The 19,440-nt window shown below is 50.3% G+C and carries 29 protein-coding genes; 25 read left to right on the top strand and 4 right to left on the bottom strand.

Annotated features, from left to right (window positions below; all coding sequences use genetic code 11):
• Positions 1-4: 4 nt before the first annotated feature.
• Positions 5-376 (bottom strand): DUF4279 domain-containing protein, encoded by a 372-nt coding sequence (locus PK629_07670; protein HOP11353.1) that lies wholly within the window; start codon positions 374-376, stop codon positions 5-7.
• Between the two features lie 168 nt (positions 377-544).
• Here PK629_07670 and tnpA point away from each other — a divergent pair, with 168 nt between their 5' ends.
• A complete protein-coding gene (gene tnpA, locus PK629_07665; GenBank protein HOP11352.1) occupies positions 545-979 on the top strand; it encodes an IS200/IS605 family transposase in 435 nt (144 codons plus the stop codon).
• Between the two features lie 284 nt (positions 980-1,263).
• Here tnpA and PK629_07660 read toward each other — a convergent pair whose 3' ends face one another.
• Together PK629_07660 and PK629_07655 are read right to left on the bottom strand one after the other, a co-directional pair.
• Entirely contained in the window at positions 1,264-2,100 is an 837-nt protein-coding gene (locus tag PK629_07660) for an Mrp/NBP35 family ATP-binding protein (GenBank protein ID HOP11351.1), read from the bottom strand.
• Between the two features lie 42 nt (positions 2,101-2,142).
• Positions 2,143-2,511 carry a DUF134 domain-containing protein gene (locus PK629_07655; GenBank protein HOP11350.1) on the bottom strand — a complete coding sequence of 123 codons (369 nt, stop codon included), beginning with the start codon at positions 2,509-2,511 and terminating at the stop codon, positions 2,143-2,145.
• A 215-nt stretch (positions 2,512-2,726) separates the two neighbouring features.
• Between PK629_07655 and PK629_07650 the strand changes: the two genes are divergently transcribed.
• The gene (locus tag PK629_07650; protein HOP11349.1) at positions 2,727-3,107 is read left to right on the top strand and encodes a desulfoferrodoxin family protein; all 381 of its coding nucleotides are present in this window, start codon (positions 2,727-2,729) and stop codon (positions 3,105-3,107) included.
• 156 nt (positions 3,108-3,263) lie between these two features.
• A complete protein-coding gene (locus PK629_07645; GenBank protein HOP11348.1) occupies positions 3,264-4,685 on the top strand; it encodes a hypothetical protein in 1,422 nt (473 codons plus the stop codon).
• A gap of 35 nt (positions 4,686-4,720) precedes the next feature.
• Here the strand turns inward: PK629_07645 and PK629_07640 are convergent, their stop codons facing one another.
• A complete protein-coding gene (locus PK629_07640; GenBank protein HOP11347.1) occupies positions 4,721-5,590 on the bottom strand; it encodes a sugar phosphate isomerase/epimerase family protein in 870 nt (289 codons plus the stop codon).
• A gap of 297 nt (positions 5,591-5,887) precedes the next feature.
• On the opposite strand from PK629_07640, the gene PK629_07635 reads away from it, so the two are divergent.
• The 22 genes from PK629_07635 (at position 5,888) to rplR (ending at position 19,434) form a co-directional block, all read left to right on the top strand.
• Entirely contained in the window at positions 5,888-6,550 is a 663-nt protein-coding gene (locus PK629_07635; protein ID HOP11346.1) for a hypothetical protein, read from the top strand.
• Between the two features lie 439 nt (positions 6,551-6,989).
• A complete protein-coding gene (locus tag PK629_07630) occupies positions 6,990-8,372 on the top strand; it encodes an HD-GYP domain-containing protein (GenBank protein ID HOP11345.1) in 1,383 nt (460 codons plus the stop codon).
• On the top strand, positions 8,366-8,932 hold the full coding sequence (locus tag PK629_07625; protein HOP11344.1) for a DUF5317 family protein: 567 nt from the start codon (positions 8,366-8,368) through the stop codon (positions 8,930-8,932). The genes PK629_07630 and PK629_07625 overlap by 7 nt, the downstream gene beginning before the upstream one ends.
• Before the next feature lie 208 nt (positions 8,933-9,140).
• Positions 9,141-10,373: an argininosuccinate synthase gene (locus PK629_07620; GenBank protein HOP11343.1), complete on the top strand. Its 1,233-nt coding sequence runs from the start codon at positions 9,141-9,143 to the stop codon at positions 10,371-10,373.
• Between the two features lie 670 nt (positions 10,374-11,043).
• Entirely contained in the window at positions 11,044-11,355 is a 312-nt protein-coding gene (gene rpsJ, locus PK629_07615; protein ID HOP11342.1) for a 30S ribosomal protein S10, read from the top strand.
• Positions 11,356-11,418: 63 nt separating this feature from the next.
• Positions 11,419-12,051 (top strand): 50S ribosomal protein L3, encoded by a 633-nt coding sequence (gene rplC, locus PK629_07610; protein HOP11341.1) that lies wholly within the window; start codon positions 11,419-11,421, stop codon positions 12,049-12,051.
• A gap of 19 nt (positions 12,052-12,070) precedes the next feature.
• Positions 12,071-12,694, top strand: a complete 624-nt coding sequence (rplD, locus tag PK629_07605; GenBank protein ID HOP11340.1) for a 50S ribosomal protein L4 — start codon at positions 12,071-12,073, stop codon at positions 12,692-12,694.
• Positions 12,694-12,990: a 50S ribosomal protein L23 gene (rplW, locus tag PK629_07600; GenBank protein ID HOP11339.1), complete on the top strand. Its 297-nt coding sequence runs from the start codon at positions 12,694-12,696 to the stop codon at positions 12,988-12,990. The genes rplD and rplW overlap by 1 nt, the downstream gene beginning before the upstream one ends.
• A gap of 108 nt (positions 12,991-13,098) precedes the next feature.
• Positions 13,099-13,932, top strand: coding sequence for a 50S ribosomal protein L2 (gene rplB / locus PK629_07595; protein ID HOP11338.1), 834 nt, complete (start codon positions 13,099-13,101; stop codon positions 13,930-13,932).
• 15 nt (positions 13,933-13,947) lie between these two features.
• Entirely contained in the window at positions 13,948-14,229 is a 282-nt protein-coding gene (rpsS, locus tag PK629_07590; protein HOP11337.1) for a 30S ribosomal protein S19, read from the top strand.
• A 20-nt stretch (positions 14,230-14,249) separates the two neighbouring features.
• Complete coding sequence (gene rplV / locus PK629_07585; protein ID HOP11336.1) at positions 14,250-14,585, top strand: 50S ribosomal protein L22; 336 nt, start codon at positions 14,250-14,252, stop codon at positions 14,583-14,585.
• Between the two features lie 17 nt (positions 14,586-14,602).
• Positions 14,603-15,358 (top strand): 30S ribosomal protein S3, encoded by a 756-nt coding sequence (gene rpsC, locus PK629_07580; protein HOP11335.1) that lies wholly within the window; start codon positions 14,603-14,605, stop codon positions 15,356-15,358.
• Positions 15,345-15,770 (top strand): 50S ribosomal protein L16, encoded by a 426-nt coding sequence (gene rplP, locus PK629_07575; GenBank protein ID HOP11334.1) that lies wholly within the window; start codon positions 15,345-15,347, stop codon positions 15,768-15,770. Before rpsC ends, rplP begins: the two co-directional genes overlap by 14 nt.
• Positions 15,767-15,970, top strand: coding sequence for a 50S ribosomal protein L29 (gene rpmC / locus PK629_07570; protein HOP11333.1), 204 nt, complete (start codon positions 15,767-15,769; stop codon positions 15,968-15,970). Before rplP ends, rpmC begins: the two co-directional genes overlap by 4 nt.
• 18 nt (positions 15,971-15,988) lie before the next feature.
• A complete protein-coding gene (gene rpsQ / locus PK629_07565) occupies positions 15,989-16,249 on the top strand; it encodes a 30S ribosomal protein S17 (protein HOP11332.1) in 261 nt (86 codons plus the stop codon).
• 15 nt (positions 16,250-16,264) lie between these two features.
• The gene (gene rplN / locus PK629_07560) at positions 16,265-16,633 is read left to right on the top strand and encodes a 50S ribosomal protein L14 (GenBank protein ID HOP11331.1); all 369 of its coding nucleotides are present in this window, start codon (positions 16,265-16,267) and stop codon (positions 16,631-16,633) included.
• Between the two features lie 14 nt (positions 16,634-16,647).
• Positions 16,648-16,971: a 50S ribosomal protein L24 gene (gene rplX / locus PK629_07555; protein ID HOP11330.1), complete on the top strand. Its 324-nt coding sequence runs from the start codon at positions 16,648-16,650 to the stop codon at positions 16,969-16,971.
• Between the two features lie 14 nt (positions 16,972-16,985).
• Positions 16,986-17,525, top strand: a complete 540-nt coding sequence (gene rplE / locus PK629_07550) for a 50S ribosomal protein L5 (GenBank protein ID HOP11329.1) — start codon at positions 16,986-16,988, stop codon at positions 17,523-17,525.
• A 12-nt stretch (positions 17,526-17,537) separates the two neighbouring features.
• The gene (locus tag PK629_07545; protein ID HOP11328.1) at positions 17,538-17,723 is read left to right on the top strand and encodes a type Z 30S ribosomal protein S14; all 186 of its coding nucleotides are present in this window, start codon (positions 17,538-17,540) and stop codon (positions 17,721-17,723) included.
• A 12-nt stretch (positions 17,724-17,735) separates the two neighbouring features.
• Positions 17,736-18,140, top strand: a complete 405-nt coding sequence (rpsH, locus tag PK629_07540) for a 30S ribosomal protein S8 (protein ID HOP11327.1) — start codon at positions 17,736-17,738, stop codon at positions 18,138-18,140.
• A 22-nt stretch (positions 18,141-18,162) separates the two neighbouring features.
• Entirely contained in the window at positions 18,163-18,708 is a 546-nt protein-coding gene (gene rplF, locus PK629_07535) for a 50S ribosomal protein L6 (protein ID HOP11326.1), read from the top strand.
• Positions 18,709-19,074: 366 nt separating this feature from the next.
• Positions 19,075-19,434 (top strand): 50S ribosomal protein L18, encoded by a 360-nt coding sequence (gene rplR / locus PK629_07530; GenBank protein ID HOP11325.1) that lies wholly within the window; start codon positions 19,075-19,077, stop codon positions 19,432-19,434.
• The last annotated feature ends 6 nt before the right edge of the window (positions 19,435-19,440 follow it).

Genomic DNA, 19,440 nt, shown 5'->3' with positions numbered 1-19,440 from the left:
AACCTTATTTATTGTAAATATCAAAATCAAGATTAACTCCGATATTCGCCAAAAAGGAAAGTTGTCGGGAATTTATTGAAAAGCCAGGTAGGATTTTTTGGTGGTTATACAAAACAATGCAAACGTCAATGGTACAATCAGCAAATAACCGCCTTATCTTGTTCAAATTTTCCGATTTTTCCTCGAAAACAAAGCGCAAATCCTCGAGTTGTTCGGAAATATCTTCGGTTTCTTTTTCCTCTGTTCGATAAGTCCATGAAGCAACAGTATTGGGTTTGCGCGTATATTCGCCCAATTCTCCGACATTTTTGATTTTATAGGGGGTCATACCGAGTATCTCGGATACGGTTTTCGGATCAACTGTTTTGCCCCAAATATCTAACTCGGCATATGCCGAAGTTTTGTTGTCTCCAAAAAACCACTCGCTAGGCGAGTGGTAGAAAGGAAGGCTAGTGCCGAAGATGGAGAAATAAAACTCCCTTTGCTATACTAAAAGTGCGGTCTGGCAACTGCACAAGAAGGAAAAGCAAAGGGAGGTCATCCGATGAATGACATGAACAGTCTATCGCATACGAAATGGAATTGCAAATACCATATCGTGTTTGCACCGAAGTTCCGAAGGAAGGTATTTTACGGAGAAAAGAGAATAGAGGTGGGAAAGGTCCTAAGAAAATTGTGCGAATGGAAGCAGGTAAAGATCGTGGAAGCAGAGGTGTGTCCGGATCATGTTCACATGTTGGTAGAGATACCGCCGAAGGTAGCAGTGTCGAGTTTTGTAGGATACCTGAAAGGGAAAAGCACGCTGATGATATACGAGACATACCCGGAGTTAAAATACAAATACCGAAATAGAGAGTTTTGGTGCAGAGGCTACTATGTAGATACAGCAGGAAAGAATGCAAAAAAGATAGAAGAATATATAAGAGAACAGTTGAAAGAAGATAAGGCAGGTGAACAGTTAACAATGGGGAATTTTTGACCCGCATAGCGGGTAGCAAGTAACAAACTTATGCAAAAGTCAGACCGTACCAACGCCGCATGAGGCGTGGCCAGTAACATAGGGCTTTGCCCGTCTATGAAAAACCCCCGGCTTTGCCGGGGGATATTTATTTTTATCAAAGAATTTACCCATAATGCACCTCATTCCTTTTTAAATAGGGGAAATGGGGTAGTAAGTGTGGCTATCAAGTTTACGGTCAGCAGGTTTTAGGACATGTTTCAAACAACCATCAGGATGGCGGGCGAACGCAGTTCGCCCCTACATTATTTGGTGGGCAATGATTCGATTTTTTTAAGCAGGCCGTCGAGCCAATCGCCGTCAAACAGCTCGATCATGCCTTTATCGCAGGCAGCGGCCAGTTTGGAATTGATCGGGATTTTCGCGGTGGTCTCGATGCCGAACCGCTCGGCGACTTCGTCAATGCGGCTCTCACCGAACAGCGCGTGCTTTTCATGGCAGGACGGGCACTCGAAATAGGACATGTTTTCGACCAAGCCCAACACCGGAACGTGCATCATTTTGGCCATATTGACCGCTTTTTCAACGATCATCGAGACCAGTTCCTGCGGGGAAGTGACGACGATGATGCCGTCGATCGGGAGCGACTGGAATACCGTCAGCGGCACGTCGCCGGTTCCCGGCGGCATATCGATGAACATGATGTCTACGTCGTTCCAGATGACGTCGGTCCAGAACTGCTTGACCGCGCCGGAGATGATCGGACCGCGCCAGACCACCGGGTCGGTTTCGTTGGGGAGCAGCAGATTCAACGACATGATTTGGATGTCGGTTTTGCTGAGCACCGGATAGATGGCCGAATCGGTTCCCTCGGCTTTTTGATGGATATTGAAGGCCGTCGGGATTGACGGACCGGTGATGTCTGCGTCTAAAATTGCGGTACGGTTGCCCGCGCGTTGGGACAATACGGCCAGCATGCTGGTGACCAGCGATTTGCCGACACCGCCTTTGCCGCTTAATACTGCGATGACTTTTTTCACGCTGCTCATATCGTGCAGCTTTTCAACGGGAATTGTTTTTCTGTCGGAGCAGTTTTCGGAACAGCTCTCGCAGTTGTGGGAACATTCGTTGCTGTTGCTCATAATGACCTTCCTTATTGTATTATGGATTGGGATGCGGTGCGGTTATTCGGTTTTTCCCTCTGCGTCGGCGCATTGGTGCCGATGGCAGTTGCGCCCGCAGCCGCGGCCGCACTGACTGCCGTATCGGTCGCAGAGTTTGAAATCTCCGCCGGCGATGACAATCGCTTTTCCCTCGACAATGGCCTGCGCCAATTTTCGGCGGGCTGCTTCGTAGATACCCTGGACAGTGGTGCGGGCGACATGCATCTGCGCGGCGCAGTCCTCCTGAGTATTATTTTCGAGATCGATCAGCCGTATGACCTCGTATTCGTCGACGGTGAGTACGATTTCACCATCCGCTGCTTCACTGGGTGTGAAACGGCCGCATTTGGGCATTCGGCAGACATATCTGGGTTTGATCGGTCGCGGCATGAAATCGCCTCCTTTTCCGGCATATGCCGGATATATAATGTACCACGGAAAGTGCTTCTTGTCAAGGTGATTTTGTCACAATGTCGGGGCGTTCGGGTGTTGACACTGCGCGTCTTCGGCGCGTATAATTGATTTATGGAACGATATGGGTTTTAAACATGTGCCCTATCAGTTTTAAAACAAACACAACATGGAAAATGAAAGGTGGAATCAATATGTGTGAAACAAAATTCTTTATCTGCAAACACTGCGGAAATATCATCGGCATGATTCATGCCTCGGGTGTGCCGGTCGTCTGCTGCGGAGAACCGATGACGGCACTGGTACCCAACACCGTCGAAGCCAGCCATGAAAAACACTTACCTGTAGTGACCGTCTCGGGCGATAAGGTCACCGTCGCAATCGGTTCCGCCGCACATCCGATGCTGCCCGAGCATTATATTATGTGGGTCTATCTGCAGACCGAACACGGCGGACAGCGTAAATGTCTCGCACCGGGCGACAAACCCGAGGTGACATTCTCGCTGACCGGCGACAAAGCGGTCGCGGCCTATGCCTACTGCAACCTCCACGGACTGTGGAAAACGGAAATCTGATTGACTGAAGAATAAAATCCCGCTCCGAAACGATTTTGATCGCTTCGGAGCGTGATTTTTTTTATGTGCGCGCAGCAGGGGTTCTCGCTTTCTTTTGAAAAGTATGGTAAAATGCCTCTGTAATGCGAATCAATCAAAAGAGGCGAGAGGAATTTCATGAGGGGAAAACGACTGCTGAAAATCGGAACAGGACTGTTTATTGCCGCCGCATTGGCTGCCGGAATCATTTCGATTTCAACCGCTTCGGAGGGGTTGAAAATCACAAAATCCGGCGGCTGGTATGAGACGGCTTATGCGGAATGGAGCGATGTTGACCAAGCAGTTGAAGTTTATTACAAAAAAACCACCGATACCGCTTATATCCCGGTGGATGAGGAATTGATCAGGGACGGCAGGGTGGACATCCCGGGCCTTGACGCCGCGTTCGAATATGATCTCAAGATCGTCTGCGGGCAAGAGACGGCAGTTGTGACAGTACAGCCCACGGCCTATGACCGTAGCGGATATGCGCACTGGAATGAGGATTCAGGCGTGGGTGCATACAACAATGACGGCACGTTAAAATCCGGCGTCACGGTACTCTATGTGACCGATGAGACCAAGGATACCGTCACTTATAACGGCAATACAGGATTGTATGATATTTTAAATGACCCCGCGACCGCCGACCTCGATGTGCGTTTGATCGGAGCCGTCAATCCGCCGAGCGGCGTGATTCCCAATGACGGCAGCAGCAACGAAGGGACAAACATGGTTTGGCTCAACCATCTGAAAAATGTCACGATTGAAGGCATCGGAACCGATGCACAGTTGGTGCGTTGGGGTATTGCGGTGTGCAGCTGCGAGAGCGTTGAAATCCGCAACCTGTATTTTTACGAGTATCCGGACGACGCCGTAGGGATTCAAGGAAGTGCTTCGGAACTTTCACAGCGCATTTGGGTGCATAATAACGAGTTCGGACCCGGAAAAAACGAATATGCTGGGAACGGTATCGTCGACGATGACAAGGCTGAGGGCGATGGCGCTACCGACATCGGTTGGGCTCAATATATTACGGTGTCGTATAATTATTATAAGAATTGTCATAAGACCAGTATTATCGGCGGTGATGAGACGCAACTTCAGGATTGGATTACTTACCATCACAACCGGTTTGAAAATTGTAAATCCAGAACCCCACGGGCGCGAAATGCCCATATCCATGTTTATAATAATTATTTTTGTTGCGTTTCGGATTATTGTGTGGGCGCGTCTGACAATGCGAAAATATTTACGGAGTCCAACTATTTTTTTGAATGCGGTAATGCGCTTTTTATGGATGCCATAGGTGCTGATATGTACAGCGGCACCATTAAATCTTACGGCGATATTTTAGATTCCTGCAGCGGTGTATCCGTATATACGGCTATCAGCGAAAAGACTGACAACGCGAATATTCCGAATCTGATTGACGGCGGGGAGGATTATGATAATTTCGACCTTGATTCAAGCGTGTTTTATCTGAATAACTATATGATTCAATCTCCCACAGAAGCCCGACAGACCTGTATTGACCATGCTGGGAGAATGGCGGATTGAGGTATTTCGATTGTTTTTCGATTTTAACTCCGCCTTTATTCAACCCACATGGGAAGCGGGTCGGAGAGCGGAAAGCCGAAACGTTCGGGCGTTTTTCCGGTCATCAGCGCAGCGTGATTTTTGGCATAGTCCTTCCAAACCAATTGCCTGCGCACAATCGTCTTTTCCGGCTTGCGTGAAATTTCATAGAGCCACGGACCGTTGTAATCGGCTTTTTCAAGCGCCGAGATCAATTCCGGCCAATCGATTTTGCCTTCGCCGGGCAACCAATGGCGCTCGTTGATAAAATCATAATCCGAGACGTGCAGGGTCAGAATCCGCCCTGTGATCGTGCGGATGAAATCTTTATGAGAACCGTAAAGCAGGTGATTGGTGTCAAAACAGGCGGAAAGGCGGGAATCTTCTAAAAGTTCGGTCATATCTTCGGCTTTTCGTCCCAGACAGGTGCGGGGAAGGTTTTCGACCGCGACTTTCATGCCGAGGGTATCGGCAAGATCAGCCAGTTTAGACAACCACTCTTTTGCACGTTTCATGCTCTCGGTGTGGTCACTGTCTTCGATCGGTTCGGCACTCGGATGCACGACGAGTACTTTGACACCGATATCGGCGGCTTTTTCGGCCAGTTCTCGGTCGAATCGAAAGGTCTCGGTGCGTACGGCGGGGTCGGGATGCGCGGGATTGGCTTTTTGGGGTTCGAACGGCAAATGCAGCGACCAGAGCGTAACACCATATCGCTGTGAATAAATCTGTATGTTTTTCCATTCGATTTCGGAATACAACGCAAAAGCATAACTGAGTTCAACTGTCTTAACGCCGGCTTCGGGCATTTCGGAAAAGTCGTTTTCAGTCGGGTGCGTCCGTGAACACAGCGAGACGGCAAGAGGCCAGTGACTTCTGTCGGACATGAAATAATCCCTCCTAGTACTTTCCGGTTATTTTAACATAATTGTCTAAAAATGCAAGTTTATGCCAAAAAATAAAAAAACATTTTTTAAGATGTAAAAACCAAATTTGGGAAGAACGTTAAAAAAACACAATAAAATCACAAAAAACAGAATCGGAATCATATAAAAGCCCAAAAATGTAACACAAACAGAAGAACGAGGAAATTGTTGGCTATTTTGTCAAAAAACGTTGACATTTTGTTATTTTCAATGTATAATTTTTACAAGCCATAGTACGGTGAAATATCGGAGGATAGCATGGAAAACGAGAAACAGGTTTTCGATACAAAGAGTGATATGTACGAGGATTGTCAAAAAACCATTTCCTCACTGCCCGGTGTTCTGAACGTACGGTTTTCTTATTCGGATGACGGCGATCTGACAGATATTCATGTGCTTTCCGACATCACGCGGTCACCCAAGCAGGTGCTGCGGGATATCCAGTCTACCATGTTCGCCAAATATAATCTCGTCCTCGATCGCCGCATCGTGAGCATCGCGCAACTGCAGTCACAGAATACCCCCCGCCGCTCAAAAGCGGTTCGTTTGATTTGTCAACGGGTGGATATTTCGTCGACCAAAGACGATGTCTCCGCAACGGTCATCCTTGAAACGAATGATGAGGAATTTACAGGGCGTGCCGTTTATGCGAATACGCCGTATGGGCGTCGGCGCATGATCGCTGAAGCCACATTGAACGCTGTCAAAGAGTATTTGCACGATTCCAACCGCTTCACGGTGTTGGATGTCAAGGAACTCGAGACGGCGGATTTGAAGATTCAAGTTGTGCTGGTCAGTTCCAACACAGTCGGAAACGGCGAGGTCCTTGTCGGGGCGGCAAGCGATATGAAAGATCCTTCATATGCGATTGCAAAAGCCACCCTTGACGCAATTAACAGAAAGATGCAATTTATCAATTAAATATCGTCTGCGCGGACCCGGATATTAGTCGGTCTTCAGCGAAGCGAAAATATGGCCTGTTTGAATAGCGAAAAAGCAGAGTAATTCAGGAGGTCATATAACATGAAGAAGACAATCGAAAAGATCGTAATGGCTGTTTCGGCAGTTGCAGCACTGATTTTGTCGAGTGGCGCGTACTTCAAGTGGATCGGCTGGTAAGCCATTCAATTGATGCGTCTTTAGTTCAAGGTCTGCAGACACCATTGTTAACCCGACTTTTATCCGGGCGCGCGCAGATGATATTGTAAAACCACTTAAAAATCAAAACGAGAATAAGCGGTAAGTGGCTTCACATTGGGTAGAACCACTATGGTTTATACGCTTAGAAATGAAAGTGATTTTACTATCAGTTCCGCGGAGATGGGGGCTCCGCATTTTTTTCTGACGGGGGAGGGATACCGTGTCCAAGGTTTTTTGGAAAATATATATCGCCGCGGTATCACTCGGCGGTATTTACATAACATATCTGAGCTTTAGCGGACTGGTCAGACATTTGTCTGAGACGGCCAATTTTTCCAATGAGCTTTCTTATATCATTATTATGGCCATTATGTGCATTATTTGTGCGTCCGTGCCGGTTGTTATCAGCAACACTCAGTCGCTGGATATGTCATATGTCTGTATTTTTTCTACGTTGCTTTTAAAAGGTCCCTACGAGGCGGTTGTCATAGCGGTAGTGGGTCTTTTGTTTGCGGTTTCCAAACAAGTGCGCAAATCCAAAGACGGTACAATCCTTCAGGTGAGGTATTCGCATTTATTTAATACCCCGATTTACCGAACGTTGTTTAATGTCGGCAATTTGGCGATTTCAATCTATTTACCGGGTCTGCTGTTTCAAAAGGTCTATGAAAACATGGGCTTTGCGATCGGAACCATGAAGATGCCGCAAATTTTGCTGCCGATGTTTATCTTTTTGGTACTGACACTAATCTGCAATTACTTGATTTTGGTCGCTTTGTTCGTGCTCGGAAAGATGATGAAACCGATTGATGCTTTTGCCGCAACCTTTGGCGAACTGCTTCCCAACTTGGCGAGCATTGCCCCGTTTGGCCTGTTATTCGCCTATGTTTTGAATTTTGAATCGGGTCAGTATCTGGTGCTGTTGTTTATTTTTCCTCTTCTGTTGGCGCGTTATTCGTTTAATCTGTATCTTGACAGTAAGAACCAATATTATAAGATGGTCAAGACGCTGGTCGTTACCCTCGAAGCAAAAGACATCTACACGAAAGGTCATTCTCAACGTGTCGAAGCTTATGCAGAGGAAATCTGCATGGCCATGAAGATGCCGATGTCCCAGACCGAGATCGTCAAGATCGCAGCGCTTTTACATGATATCGGGAAAATCGGTATCGGCGATACCATTTTGGGTAAACCGGGCCGCCTGACCGACGACGAATTTATGATCATCACCACCCACCCGGCCATCGGCGTAAAAATCTTAAAAGAGATCAACGTCAATCCTAAAATCGTACAGTACGTCAAATATCACCATAAATGGTTTAACGGCTGCGGATATCCCGATGTCGATGAGGGGGAGGAAGTGCCGCTGGAATCATTCATTCTGGGCGTTGCGGATGCTTATGACGCAATGACCAGTGACCGACCCTACCGAAAAGGATTTGCACCTGAAAAAGCCCTTCAAATCATCGAGGAAAGTTCGGGAGAACAATTCCATCCCGAGGTTGCGAAGATATTTTTAAAGATCAAGCGTGCGCAGTTGGAACACGGGGAACCCGCGACAGAACTGGACAAAGAAAAACAGGAGCAGGAACAGATATGTTAGCGCTGTTTGTGGTGCTGATGGGCATTCTGCTCGGATATATCAGCGGCGGTCGCTTGAAGGGTCTGCTGCATACTGAAATCCGTCTTTTGTGGTTGCCGGTGATTGCCTATATCATGGATGCGGGCGGTGCACAGTTGGCTAAAATGATACCCGCATTTATCCCGTATAGTTGGATTCTGATCACGATGCAGTATATACTTCTCTTTATTTTCATTATTATTAACCTGTTTCGCTTTGAATTTTGCCTTTTCGGCGGCGGAACATTGATGAATTTTCTCGTGATCTCATTCAACGGTTTCCGCATGCCGGTGGCGCAGAATTTATATTTGGACACACAGGGACAGATGGCCGGATATATCGACGCTTTGGCGAAGGATGAGATCTACCGGTATACCCTGATGACCCCGCACACGGTTTTCCCGTTTCTGGGTGATATTATTTATGTGCCGGTTTTCGGCGGATTTGCCAGCATCGGTGATATGTTTTTGGCTGTCGGTCTGGCGGTTATCCTCATTCGCGGGATGAGGGCAGACTGTACAAAAAAACTTGCGTTTGAATAATGATACTATATAAAGCAAATATGAATAAATATTCAAATAAATTGAATATAATTGCATAAAAAGCTTGACAACCACAGAAACGCGTGTATAATAATACTTGGATTGTTCTTCAAGAATGATTCGGGTGTTATTATTTGTATTACTGAACTCAATAATTGCGGCGTTTCGGTAAACATTAATATTCAATATACCACATGGAGGTCTTTTTATGGCAAACAAGACAGCAGTCAAAAAAGTCGTTTTGGCCTATTCGGGCGGTTTGGATACTTCTATCATCATTCCCTGGCTGAAGGAGCATTATGACAACTGTGAGGTAATCGCGGTTTCAGGCGACGTGGGGCAGGGCACCGAACTCGACGGATTGGAGAAAAAGGCGCTGGCTACCGGCGCGTCGAAACTCTATATCGAGGATTTGAAAGAGGAATTTATCACCGATTACATCTACCCGACACTCAAAGCGGGCGCGGTGTATGAGGGTGAATATCTGCTGGGCACGTCGTTTGCGCGCCCGATCATCGCCAAGCGCATCGTCGAGATCGCGCTCAAAGAAGGCGCCGATGCCATCTGCCACGGCTGCACCGGCAAGGGCAACGATCAGGTCCGCTTTGAGCTGACCATTAAGGCGTTCGCGCCGCAGATGAAGATCATCGCCCCGTGGCGTGAATGGGATATCAAATCCCGCGACGAGGAGATTGATTATGCCGAGGCGCATAACATTCCGCTGAAAATCAACCGTGAGACCAACTATTCTAAGGATAAGAACCTGTGGCATCTGTCGCACGAGGGAATGGATCTGGAGGATCCGGCCAACGAGCCACTGTATTCAAAGCCCGGATTTTTGGAGATGGGCACCTGTCCGGAACTCGCGCCCGACAAACCTTCTTATGTCACAATCGATTTCGAAAAGGGCATTCCGGTCGCAGTGAACGGCAAAAAGATGTCTCCGGTCGCATTGGTGGAGACACTTAACAAAATGGGCGGCGAAAACGGCATCGGGCTCGTTGATTTGGTCGAAAACCGTCTGGTCGGCATGAAGTCGAGAGGCGTTTACGAGACTCCGGGCGGCACGATTCTCTATCGTGCGCATAAGGTGCTCGAATCGATCTGCCTCGACCGTGATACCGCTCATTATAAGGAAATCGTTGCGGGGAAATATGCTGAACTGGTCTATTTCGGCCAATGGTTTACACCGCTGCGTGAAGCGCTGGACGCTTTTGTCGAGAGTACCCAGCAGACCGTCACGGGTTCGGTGAAGCTGAAACTGTATAAAGGCAACCTAATCAACGCGGGTGTGACGTCGCCGTATTCGCTGTATGACGAAGCGACCGCGACCTTCGGGCAGGACGAGGTCTACAATCAGGCCGATTCCGCCGGATTCATCAATCTGTTCGGCCTGCCGATTAAAGTCAATGCACTGAAAAAGGGCAAGGGTAAAGTGTAATTTTAGATGTAAGAGTCATCTCCATAATTCCCCTCTGTGGAGGGGTGGCGCGAAGCGCCGGGGTGGTTCATAAAAAAGGACGGTTTCTACCGTCCTTTTTGAATTTATGGGAATTTGAATTTATGGGAATTTTAAGAAATAACCTACCGGAGATGTCACTTTACGTTTTACACTTTAAACTTTACACCCGTATGTTGATATACATTATAATATATATCATGATCGGGCAGAATGATGATTGGTTTTCGAGAGAAATATTATCATGCGAAAAACATTAGAATTTCTTTTAAAAAGTGCTTGCAATGCGGTTTTTTTTGTGGTATACTATCGGGGCGCCTGTCTGAGGACGGGTGTCCTTTGTCGGAAAAACAAAGGTTACGACTGTTTTACAGCGTGCGATGAAGCAGGAGGTGGCCGGCCGAAATCACCAGTTTCGGCTTCCGGTGGGAAAAGCGCAAAAGCGCTTTGAAAGCCGCTAAGGGGAATTTCTGCGGAGTATGTCCGATCTCGAATCGGGCGAAATCAATGGTACACCATATACGCTTTGCGTAAAAGGCGTCGCCGGATAAAGTTAGAAAATGCATCCGGCGATTTTAACGGGAAGTTCGCGAAACACGCGGAAGGGTGTGCAAATTGAGCGGATCGCACAAAATTTTTAGGAGGCGATTATATGGCAGTCAGCGAGAAAATCAGAATCAGAATCAAGGGCTATGAGCATTCTCTGGTCGACGCGTCCGCGGCGAAAATCGTCGAGGCCGTCACCCGTACAGGTGCCAAAATCAGCGGCCCCGTTCCGCTGCCCACAGACCGCGAGATCATCACCATCCTGCGCGCCGTCCACAAATACAAGGACTCCCGCGAGCAGTTTGAGCTCAAAACACACAAGCGTATGATCGACGTGATCAAACCCACCGGCAAGACCCTGGAAGCTCTGAAGAACCTTGAGCTCCCCGCCGGCGTCGAAGTCGAGATCAAAATCTAATCTCGGTTTGACGAGGTCATGTTGGCCAAAAGCCAACCAATAACCTGAAAAGGAGAAAGCAAAATGAAAAAAGGCATTATCGGAAAAAAAGTCGGTATGTCTCAGCTGTTTGACGACAGCGGCAAGGTCGTTCCGGTGACCGTCGTGGTCGCGGGTCCCTGCACCGTTATCGCCAAGAAGACAGCCGCCAACGAAGGATATGAGTCCATCGTTTTCGGTTTCGGCGACATCAAGGATAAGCTGATCAACAAGCCGAACAAAGGTCAGTTCACCAAAGCGGGCGTTGCGCCCAAGCGCGTGATCAAAGAATTCCGTTTTGAGGACTGTTCCGGATACAACGTCGGGGACATCGTGAAAGCCGACGTATTCGCAGAGGGTGACCGCTGCGACGTCACCGGCACCAGCAAGGGCAAGGGTTATGCCGGCGTCATCAAGAGATGGAACTTTTCCCGTCTGAAGATGAGCCACGGTTCCGGCCCGGTCGCCAGACACGGCGGTTCCAACGGTGCTACGACGGACCCGTCCCGCGTCGTCAAGGGCAAAAAGATGGCCGGACGTCTCGGTGGCGAACAGGTTACCGTTCAGAATCTCTCGGTCGTTAAAATCGACGCAGAGAATAATCTTATTGCGATTAAAGGCGCCATCCCGGGTCCCAAGGGCTCCGTCGTGTTCATCAAAGACACGGTCAAGGCGTAACGCGGGAGGAGGAACTACAATGCCTACAGTAAACGTTCTCAATATCAAAGGCGAGACCGTCGGCAAGATGGAACTCTCCGACGCGGTGTTCGGCATCGAACCCAACACCACCGCGATGCACGCTGTCGTGGTCAACTACCTCGCCAACCAGCGTCAGGGCACCCAGTCGACAAAGACGCGTGCCGAAGTCAGCGGCGGCGGTAAAAAACCGTGGCGTCAGAAGGGCACAGGCCGGGCCAGACAGGGTTCAACCCGCTCCCCGAACTTTGCTCACGGCGGTATCGCATTCGGACCTAAACCGCGCGATTACCGTTATTCCCTGAATAAAAAGCTCAGACGGCTGGCGATGAAATCCGCACTGTCTTCCAAGGTGGCTGACGGATCCATCATCGTACTCGACGATATCCAGCTCGACGAGATTAAGACCAAATCCATGGTCGAAATCCTTTCCGCAGTCGGCTTTAAGAAAAAAGCACTGCTGGTTATGCCGGAGATCAATGACAAAGTGCTGCTGAGCGCGCGCAATATCGCGGGCGTAACCCCCACCATCACCGGCGAAATCAATGTCTATGACATCCTTAACAACAACCAGATGATCATCGTCAAATCGGCGGTCGAAAAACTCGAGGAGGTGTACGCATAATGTCCAAAATGGCACAGGATATCATTATCCGTCCGGTCGTTACAGAGGCCTCCATGGCGGGAATGTCCATGAAAAAGTACGCCTTTGAAGTTGACAACAGCGCCGATAAACGCGAGATTGCCAAAGCAGTTGAAGAACTGTTCAATGTCAAGGTCGCTAAGGTCAACACCATGCACGTCCGCGGACGTATGAAGAGAGTCCGTCAGATACCGGGATATACAGCGTCTTGGAAAAAGGCCATCGTGACGCTGAAACCCGAGTCGAAGGGCATCGAGTTCTTCGAGGGCATGAACTAAAACAGTTCAGACATCCAACTGACCAAACGCGAATTGCGCGGTCAGTAAAAGGAAAGTATGGGCGCTCTTGCCAGGCGCTCGCAAAACCGATTGAGGAGTGTGAAATAAATGGCTATTAAGAGCTATCGTCCCACGACGCCCTCGCGCCGCGGCATGACGGTTACGGATTATTCCCAGCTCAATAAGACGGCTCCCGAAAAGAGCTTGGTCAAGACCATCAAAAAGAATTCCGGCAGAAACAACACCGGCAGAATCACGGTCAGACATCGCGGCGGCGGTTATCGCGTCAAGTATCGTATCATCGATTTCAAGCGTGATAAATACGATATGCCCGCTACCGTCAAGACCATTGAATACGACCCCAACCGCAGTGCGTTTATCGCGCTCATCGAATATGAGGACGGCGTTGTAAACTACATCATCGCACCGCAGGACCTGAAGGTCGGCGACGTTGTCACCAGCGGCGAGAGCGCCGATATCAAACCCGGCAACGCGCTGCCGCTCGCATCCATCCCGGTCGGTACGTTCATTCACAACATCGAATTGAACGCCGGCAGAGGCGCACAGCTTGTTCGGTCCGCCGGCAGCATGGCTCAGCTGATGGCCAAAGAAAACGGCTACGCACTGATCCGTCTCCCGTCCGGTGAGATCCGCAACGTCCCACAGAACTGCTTTGCCACCATCGGTCAGGTCAGCAACATCGACCATGAAAACATCAATTACGGCAAGGCCGGCAGAAAACGTCACATGGGCTGGCGCCCGACCGTCCGCGGCTCGGTCATGAACCCGAACGACCACCCGCACGGCGGCGGTGAAGGTAAATCCCCGATCGGCCGTTCCGGCCCGGTTACCCCGTGGGGCAAGCCGACACTCGGTTATAAGACCAGAGATAAGCATGCGCGCACCGATAAGTTTATTATCAAGCGCCGCAACGCTAAGTAAGGAGGACTGTTTTAAATGGGAAGAAGCGTTAAAAAAGGACCGTTTGTGCAGCCCGCACTGCTTGAGCGGATCAAGAAGATGAATGAGACCGGCGAAAAACGGGTTTTGAAAACCTGGAGCCGCGCGTCGACGATTTTCCCCGATTTCGTGGGACATACAATCGCCGTTCACGACGGAAGGAAACACGTTCCGGTTTATATCACAGAAGATATGGTAGGTCACCGTTTGGGCGAATTCGCGCCGACGCGCATATTCCGCGGACACAGCGGTTCCAAGACCTCCAATACCAGCAATTAGGCGTAAAGGAGACGAATCGTATGGAAGCAAAAGCATATCTCCGGCACGCCCGGATTTCCCCGCGAAAGGTCTGCATCGTGCTTGACCTGATTCGCAACAAACCGGTGGATGAAGCATCCGCAATTCTGAAGTTTACCCCGAAGGCCGCCAGCCCGCTGTGCCTGAAACTGCTCAAATCCGCCGTCGCCAATGCCGAGAATAACAACGGTATGGATCACGGCAAACTCTATGTCAGCCAATGCTTCGTGGCTCCGGGCCCGGTGCTGAAGCGGATGCGTCCACAGTCCAAGGGACGCGGCGTCCGGATTTTAAAACGCACATCGCACATTACGATCGCGGTTGCGGAGAAAGAATAAGGAGGAAAAGCGAAATTATGGGTCAGAAAGTAAACCCCAACGGCCTCAGAGTCGGCGTCATTCGCGACTGGGATTCCAGATGGTATTCCTCCAAGAAGGACTTTGCCGATAAACTGGTCGGTGACTATAAACTGCGTGAATTCCTGAAGAAGGAACTGTATTCGGCGGGCGTTCCGACCATTGAGATCGAGCGCAAATCCGGAAAGATCTTCCTCAAAATCCACTGTGCCCGTCCCGGTAAGATTATCGGTAAGGGCGGTATGGATCTCGAGAATCTGCGTACCAAGTGTAAGCAGATGATGGGTGAGCCGGTTCAGATCGACATCGTTGAAGTCCGCGCTCCCAACCAGAACGCACAACTCGTTGCGGAAGAAATCGCCGGGTGCTTAGAGCGCCGCATGGCTTTCCGCCGCGCGATGAAACAGGCGATGTTCAACTCCACCAGAGCCGGTGCCAGAGGTATTAAGACCTGCGTCTCCGGGCGTCTGGGCGGCGCCGAAATCGCCAGAAGAGAAACTTATCATGAGGGTACTATCCCGCTGCAGACCCTGCGTGCCGACATCGAATACGGCTTCGCAGAGGCACACACGACTTACGGCCGTATCGGTTGTAAAGTGTGGATTTACCGCGGTGAGATCCTTGTGGATACCAAGCGTCCGCGCAGAGACGACCGCGACCGCCGCGACAACCGCGACCGCAGACCCCGCGACAACCGTCCTCCGCGTACGAATTCAGACCGCAATGAAGGAGGAAAAGGCAATGTTGATGCCTAAACGCGTGAAATACCGCCGCGTCCAGCGCGGTCGTATGAAAGGCGTCGCCACCCGCGGAACCGAAGTCACCTATGGTGAATACGGTCTGATGGCGCTCGAACCCGGCTGGGTCAAATCCAACCAGATCGAGGCGGCGCGTATTGCCATGACCCGCTACATCAAAAGAGGCGGTCAGGTGTGGATCAAGATTTTTCCCGATAAGCCCGTAACCGAAAAGCCCGCCGAGACCCGCATGGGTTCCGGTAAAGGTTCCCCCGAATACTGGGTGGCGGTCGTCAAACCGGGCAGAGTAATGTTCGAGATCGGCGGCGTCGACGAGGAGACAGCCCGCGAGGCCATTCGTCTGGCCGGCCACAAACTGCCGATCAAGTGCAAATTCGTCAGTAAAGAGAACGGCGGTGACGCAGAATGAAGATGAGCGAGATCAAGGATCTGAGCATGGTTGAACTCGAGACCAAGCTTACCGACCTCAAGCAGGAGCTTTTTAACCTGCGTTTCCAACATTCCATCAATCAGCTTGATAACCCCAATCGTTTGCCGCAGCTGCGCAAGGACATCGCACGGGTCAAGACCCAGATGACCATCAAAGGCAGCGAGAGCACGAATGCTTGATAAGGAGTGGAAAGCGCTATGGAAACTGTGAGAAATTTAAGAAAAGTCCGGACCGGAAAGGTCGTCAGCGACAAGATGGATAAAACCGTCGTCGTCGAAGTCATCGACAGCGTCAAACACCCGCTTTACAAGAAGTTCGTCAAACGCAGCACCAAGTTCAAGGCGCATGACGAAGCAAACGAATGCAAGATCGGCGATACTGTCGAGATCACCGAGACCCGTCCGCTGTCCAAGGACAAGAGATGGCGTGTCTCTGAGATCGTCGAGAGAGCCAAGTAAGGGAGGATATGAATCGTGATTCAACAGCAAACCTACCTGAAGGTCGCCGATAATACGGGCGCTAAGGAACTGATGTGCATCAGAGTCCTCGGCGGCACCCGCAGAAAGTATGCAAACATCGGCGACGTTATTGTCGCTTCGGTTAAAAAAGCGACACCCGGCGGCGTGGTCAAAAAGGGCGAAGTTGTCAGAGCGGTCGTCGTGCGCACCGCATTCGGTCTGCGCAGAGAAGACGGCACTTACATCAAGTTCGACGAGAACGCCGCGGTCATCATCAAAGAAGACAAGAACCCCAAGGGTACGCGTATCTTTGGACCGGTCGCGAGAGAGCTGCGCGAAAAGGATTATATGAAAATCCTCTCGCTCGCTCCCGAAGTCCTTTAAGAGAGGTGCGAACTATGAGCAAAATGCACATTAAGTCCGGCGATACCGTCATGGTTATCTCCGGCACCGACAAGGGCAAAAAGGGCAAGGTCATCGCGGTCAGCCCCGACGAAGGCAAAGTCATCGTCGAGAAAGTTCGCATTGTGTCCAAACACGTCAAGCCCCGCAAAGAGGGCGAGGCCGGTGGCATCATCAAAGGTGAAAGCGCATTGTATGCTTCCAAGGTCATGTTGATCTGCCCCAAGTGCGGCGTCGCGACCAGAGTCGGACACGGGGTCGACAAGAATGGCAACAAGGTCCGTGTGTGCCGGCAGCCCAAATGCGGCAATATGTTTTAAGGGGTACGAAAATTATGTCAAGATTAAAAGATAAGTACACCAATGAGATTGCCGGCGAACTGATGAAAAAGTTCAACTATAAGAGCGTTATGCAGATTCCCAAGATGGAGAAGGTCGTTGTCAACGTCGCCTCCGGCGACTGCAAGGACAACTCCAAGATCCTTGACGCCATCCTCAGCGATCTGGCAATTATCACCGGCCAAAAGGGTGTTCCCTGCGTGGCCAAAAAATCGGTTGCGAACTTCAAACTCCGCGAAGGCAACATCATCGGCGCAAAGGTCACTCTGCGCGGCGAGCGTATGTATGACTTCATCGACCGGTTTTTCAACGCGGCGCTTCCGCGCGTGCGTGACTTCCGGGGCATCAACCCCAACTCTTTTGACGGCCGCGGCAATTATTCCGTCGGCGTCAAAGAACAGTTGATCTTCCCCGAGATCGAATACGACAAGATCGACGCGGTACGCGGCATGGACATCTGCTTCGTGACCACCGCGAAGACAGACGAAGAGGCCCGCGAGCTGCTGGCAGCACTCGGCGCCCCCTTCGCGAGATAAGGAGGAAAGACTGTGGCTAAAACATCTCAGAAGGTCCGTCAATCCAGACCCGCTAAGTTCAGCACGCGCGAGTATACCCGCTGCAAAATTTGCGGCAGGCCCCACGCTTACCTCAGTAAATTCGGCGTCTGCCGTATCTGCTTCCGTAATCTGGCGTACAAAGGTCAGATTCCGGGTGTCAAAAAAGCCAGTTGGTAAGGAGGAAATACAATGCAGGTTACAGACAGTATCGCCGATATGCTCACCAGAATCCGCAACGCGAGCTCGGCAAAGCATACGAGCGTTGACATCCCCGCTTCCAACATGAAAGCCAGTATCGCTAAGATTCTGCTCGAAGAGGGCTATATCGAAGGATACGAGACCATTGATGACGGCGTTCAGGGTGTCATTCGCGTGACGCTTAAATACGGCGCCGGCAAGATCAAGACTTCCGCACTGACCGGACTTCGCCGCGTTTCCAAACCGGGTCTGCGCATTTATGCCAGCTGCGAGGAGATGCCCAAGGTCATGAAGGGCCTCGGTATTGCGATCGTCTCGACTTCCAAGGGTGTTATGACCGATAAAGAGGCGCGCAAACAGAACGTCGGCGGCGAAGTGCTGGCTTACGTTTGGTGAGCGCAGGAAAGGATAGAAAATCATGTCACGAATTGGTAGAAAACCTGTCGTTGTCCCCGCAGGTACAAAAGTTGTCATTGACGGTTGTACCGTTACTGCAGAGGGTCCGCAGGGAACGTTGACAAAGACATTCAGCCCGCTGATGACGATCAAGCTGGAAGACGGCCAGGTCATCATCGAACGCGCCAACGAAGAAAAAGAGACCCGCGCACTGCACGGTTTGACCCGCGCGCTGATCTTCAACATGGTCGAAGGCGTTACCAACGGGTATAAAAAAGAGCTTGAAGTCATCGGCGTAGGATACCGTGCGACGATGCAGGGCAAAGATCTGCAGCTGAACCTCGGATATTCGCATCCGATTCTGTATAAAGAAGTCGAGGGCATTACATTTGCCATCGTCGGTGCACAGCAGAACCACATCCTGATCTCCGGTCCCAGCAAAGAGATCGTCGGACAGGTCGCGGCCGAGATCCGCGAAAAGCGCCCGCCGGAACCCTATCTGGGCAAAGGCGTCCGTTATGTCGGCGAACATGTCCGTCATAAGGAAGGCAAGGCCGGCAAGAAGTAAAATCTTGCGGCGTTTATCAAGGCAAACGCAGCCGGTTTACGGCGAAAGCCACCGGTTGTCGAGGGTACAGCGTCTTTTGGCGGAGCCAAAAGCCGCAACAAGTTTACCTCTTGCGAGCTAAACTTGCGGTTTTATTCGGTTTCTGCTGGACTACGCAACAAGTTCGCCTTTTGCAGTGCGAACTTGCGGCTTCAATCGATTGATGCCAAAAGCCGCAATAAGTTTACCTCTTACGAGCTAAACTTGCGCTTTCAAAATGGCAATGTTTAAAATCAAAAGTTTATCCTTTACGGACGAAACTTACGGGTTATTAATGTAGATTGATGGATGCCGAACCAATTTCTCAAAAATACAGGAGGAGAGAGCATGGTTAACAAGCCCGACAGCAATAAAGCAAGGGTAAAGAGACACGCCCGCGTTCGCGCGAAGATCTCCGGTACACCGGAGTGCCCGCGTCTGTGCGTGTTTCGTTCTGCCAAGCACATCTATGCGCAGGTCATTGATGATGTGAACGGCGTCACACTGGCGTCTGCATCCACAATGTCCAAGGACTTCGATGGATACGGCGGAAACAAAGAAGCTGCCCGCAAGGTCGGCAAAATGGTCGCTGAGGCGGCTACGAAAAAAGGCATCAAAGACGTCGTCTTTGATCGCGGCGGATACGTTTATCACGGACGTATTCAGGAACTGGCAGACGGCGCCCGTGAGGGCGGACTGAATTTCTGAGGGAGG

Source organism: Oscillospiraceae bacterium (assembly GCA_035380125.1).
GTDB lineage: Bacteria > Bacillota > Clostridia > Oscillospirales > JAKOTC01 > DAOPZJ01.
This window is presented reverse-complemented; position numbering and strand designations above follow the sequence as displayed.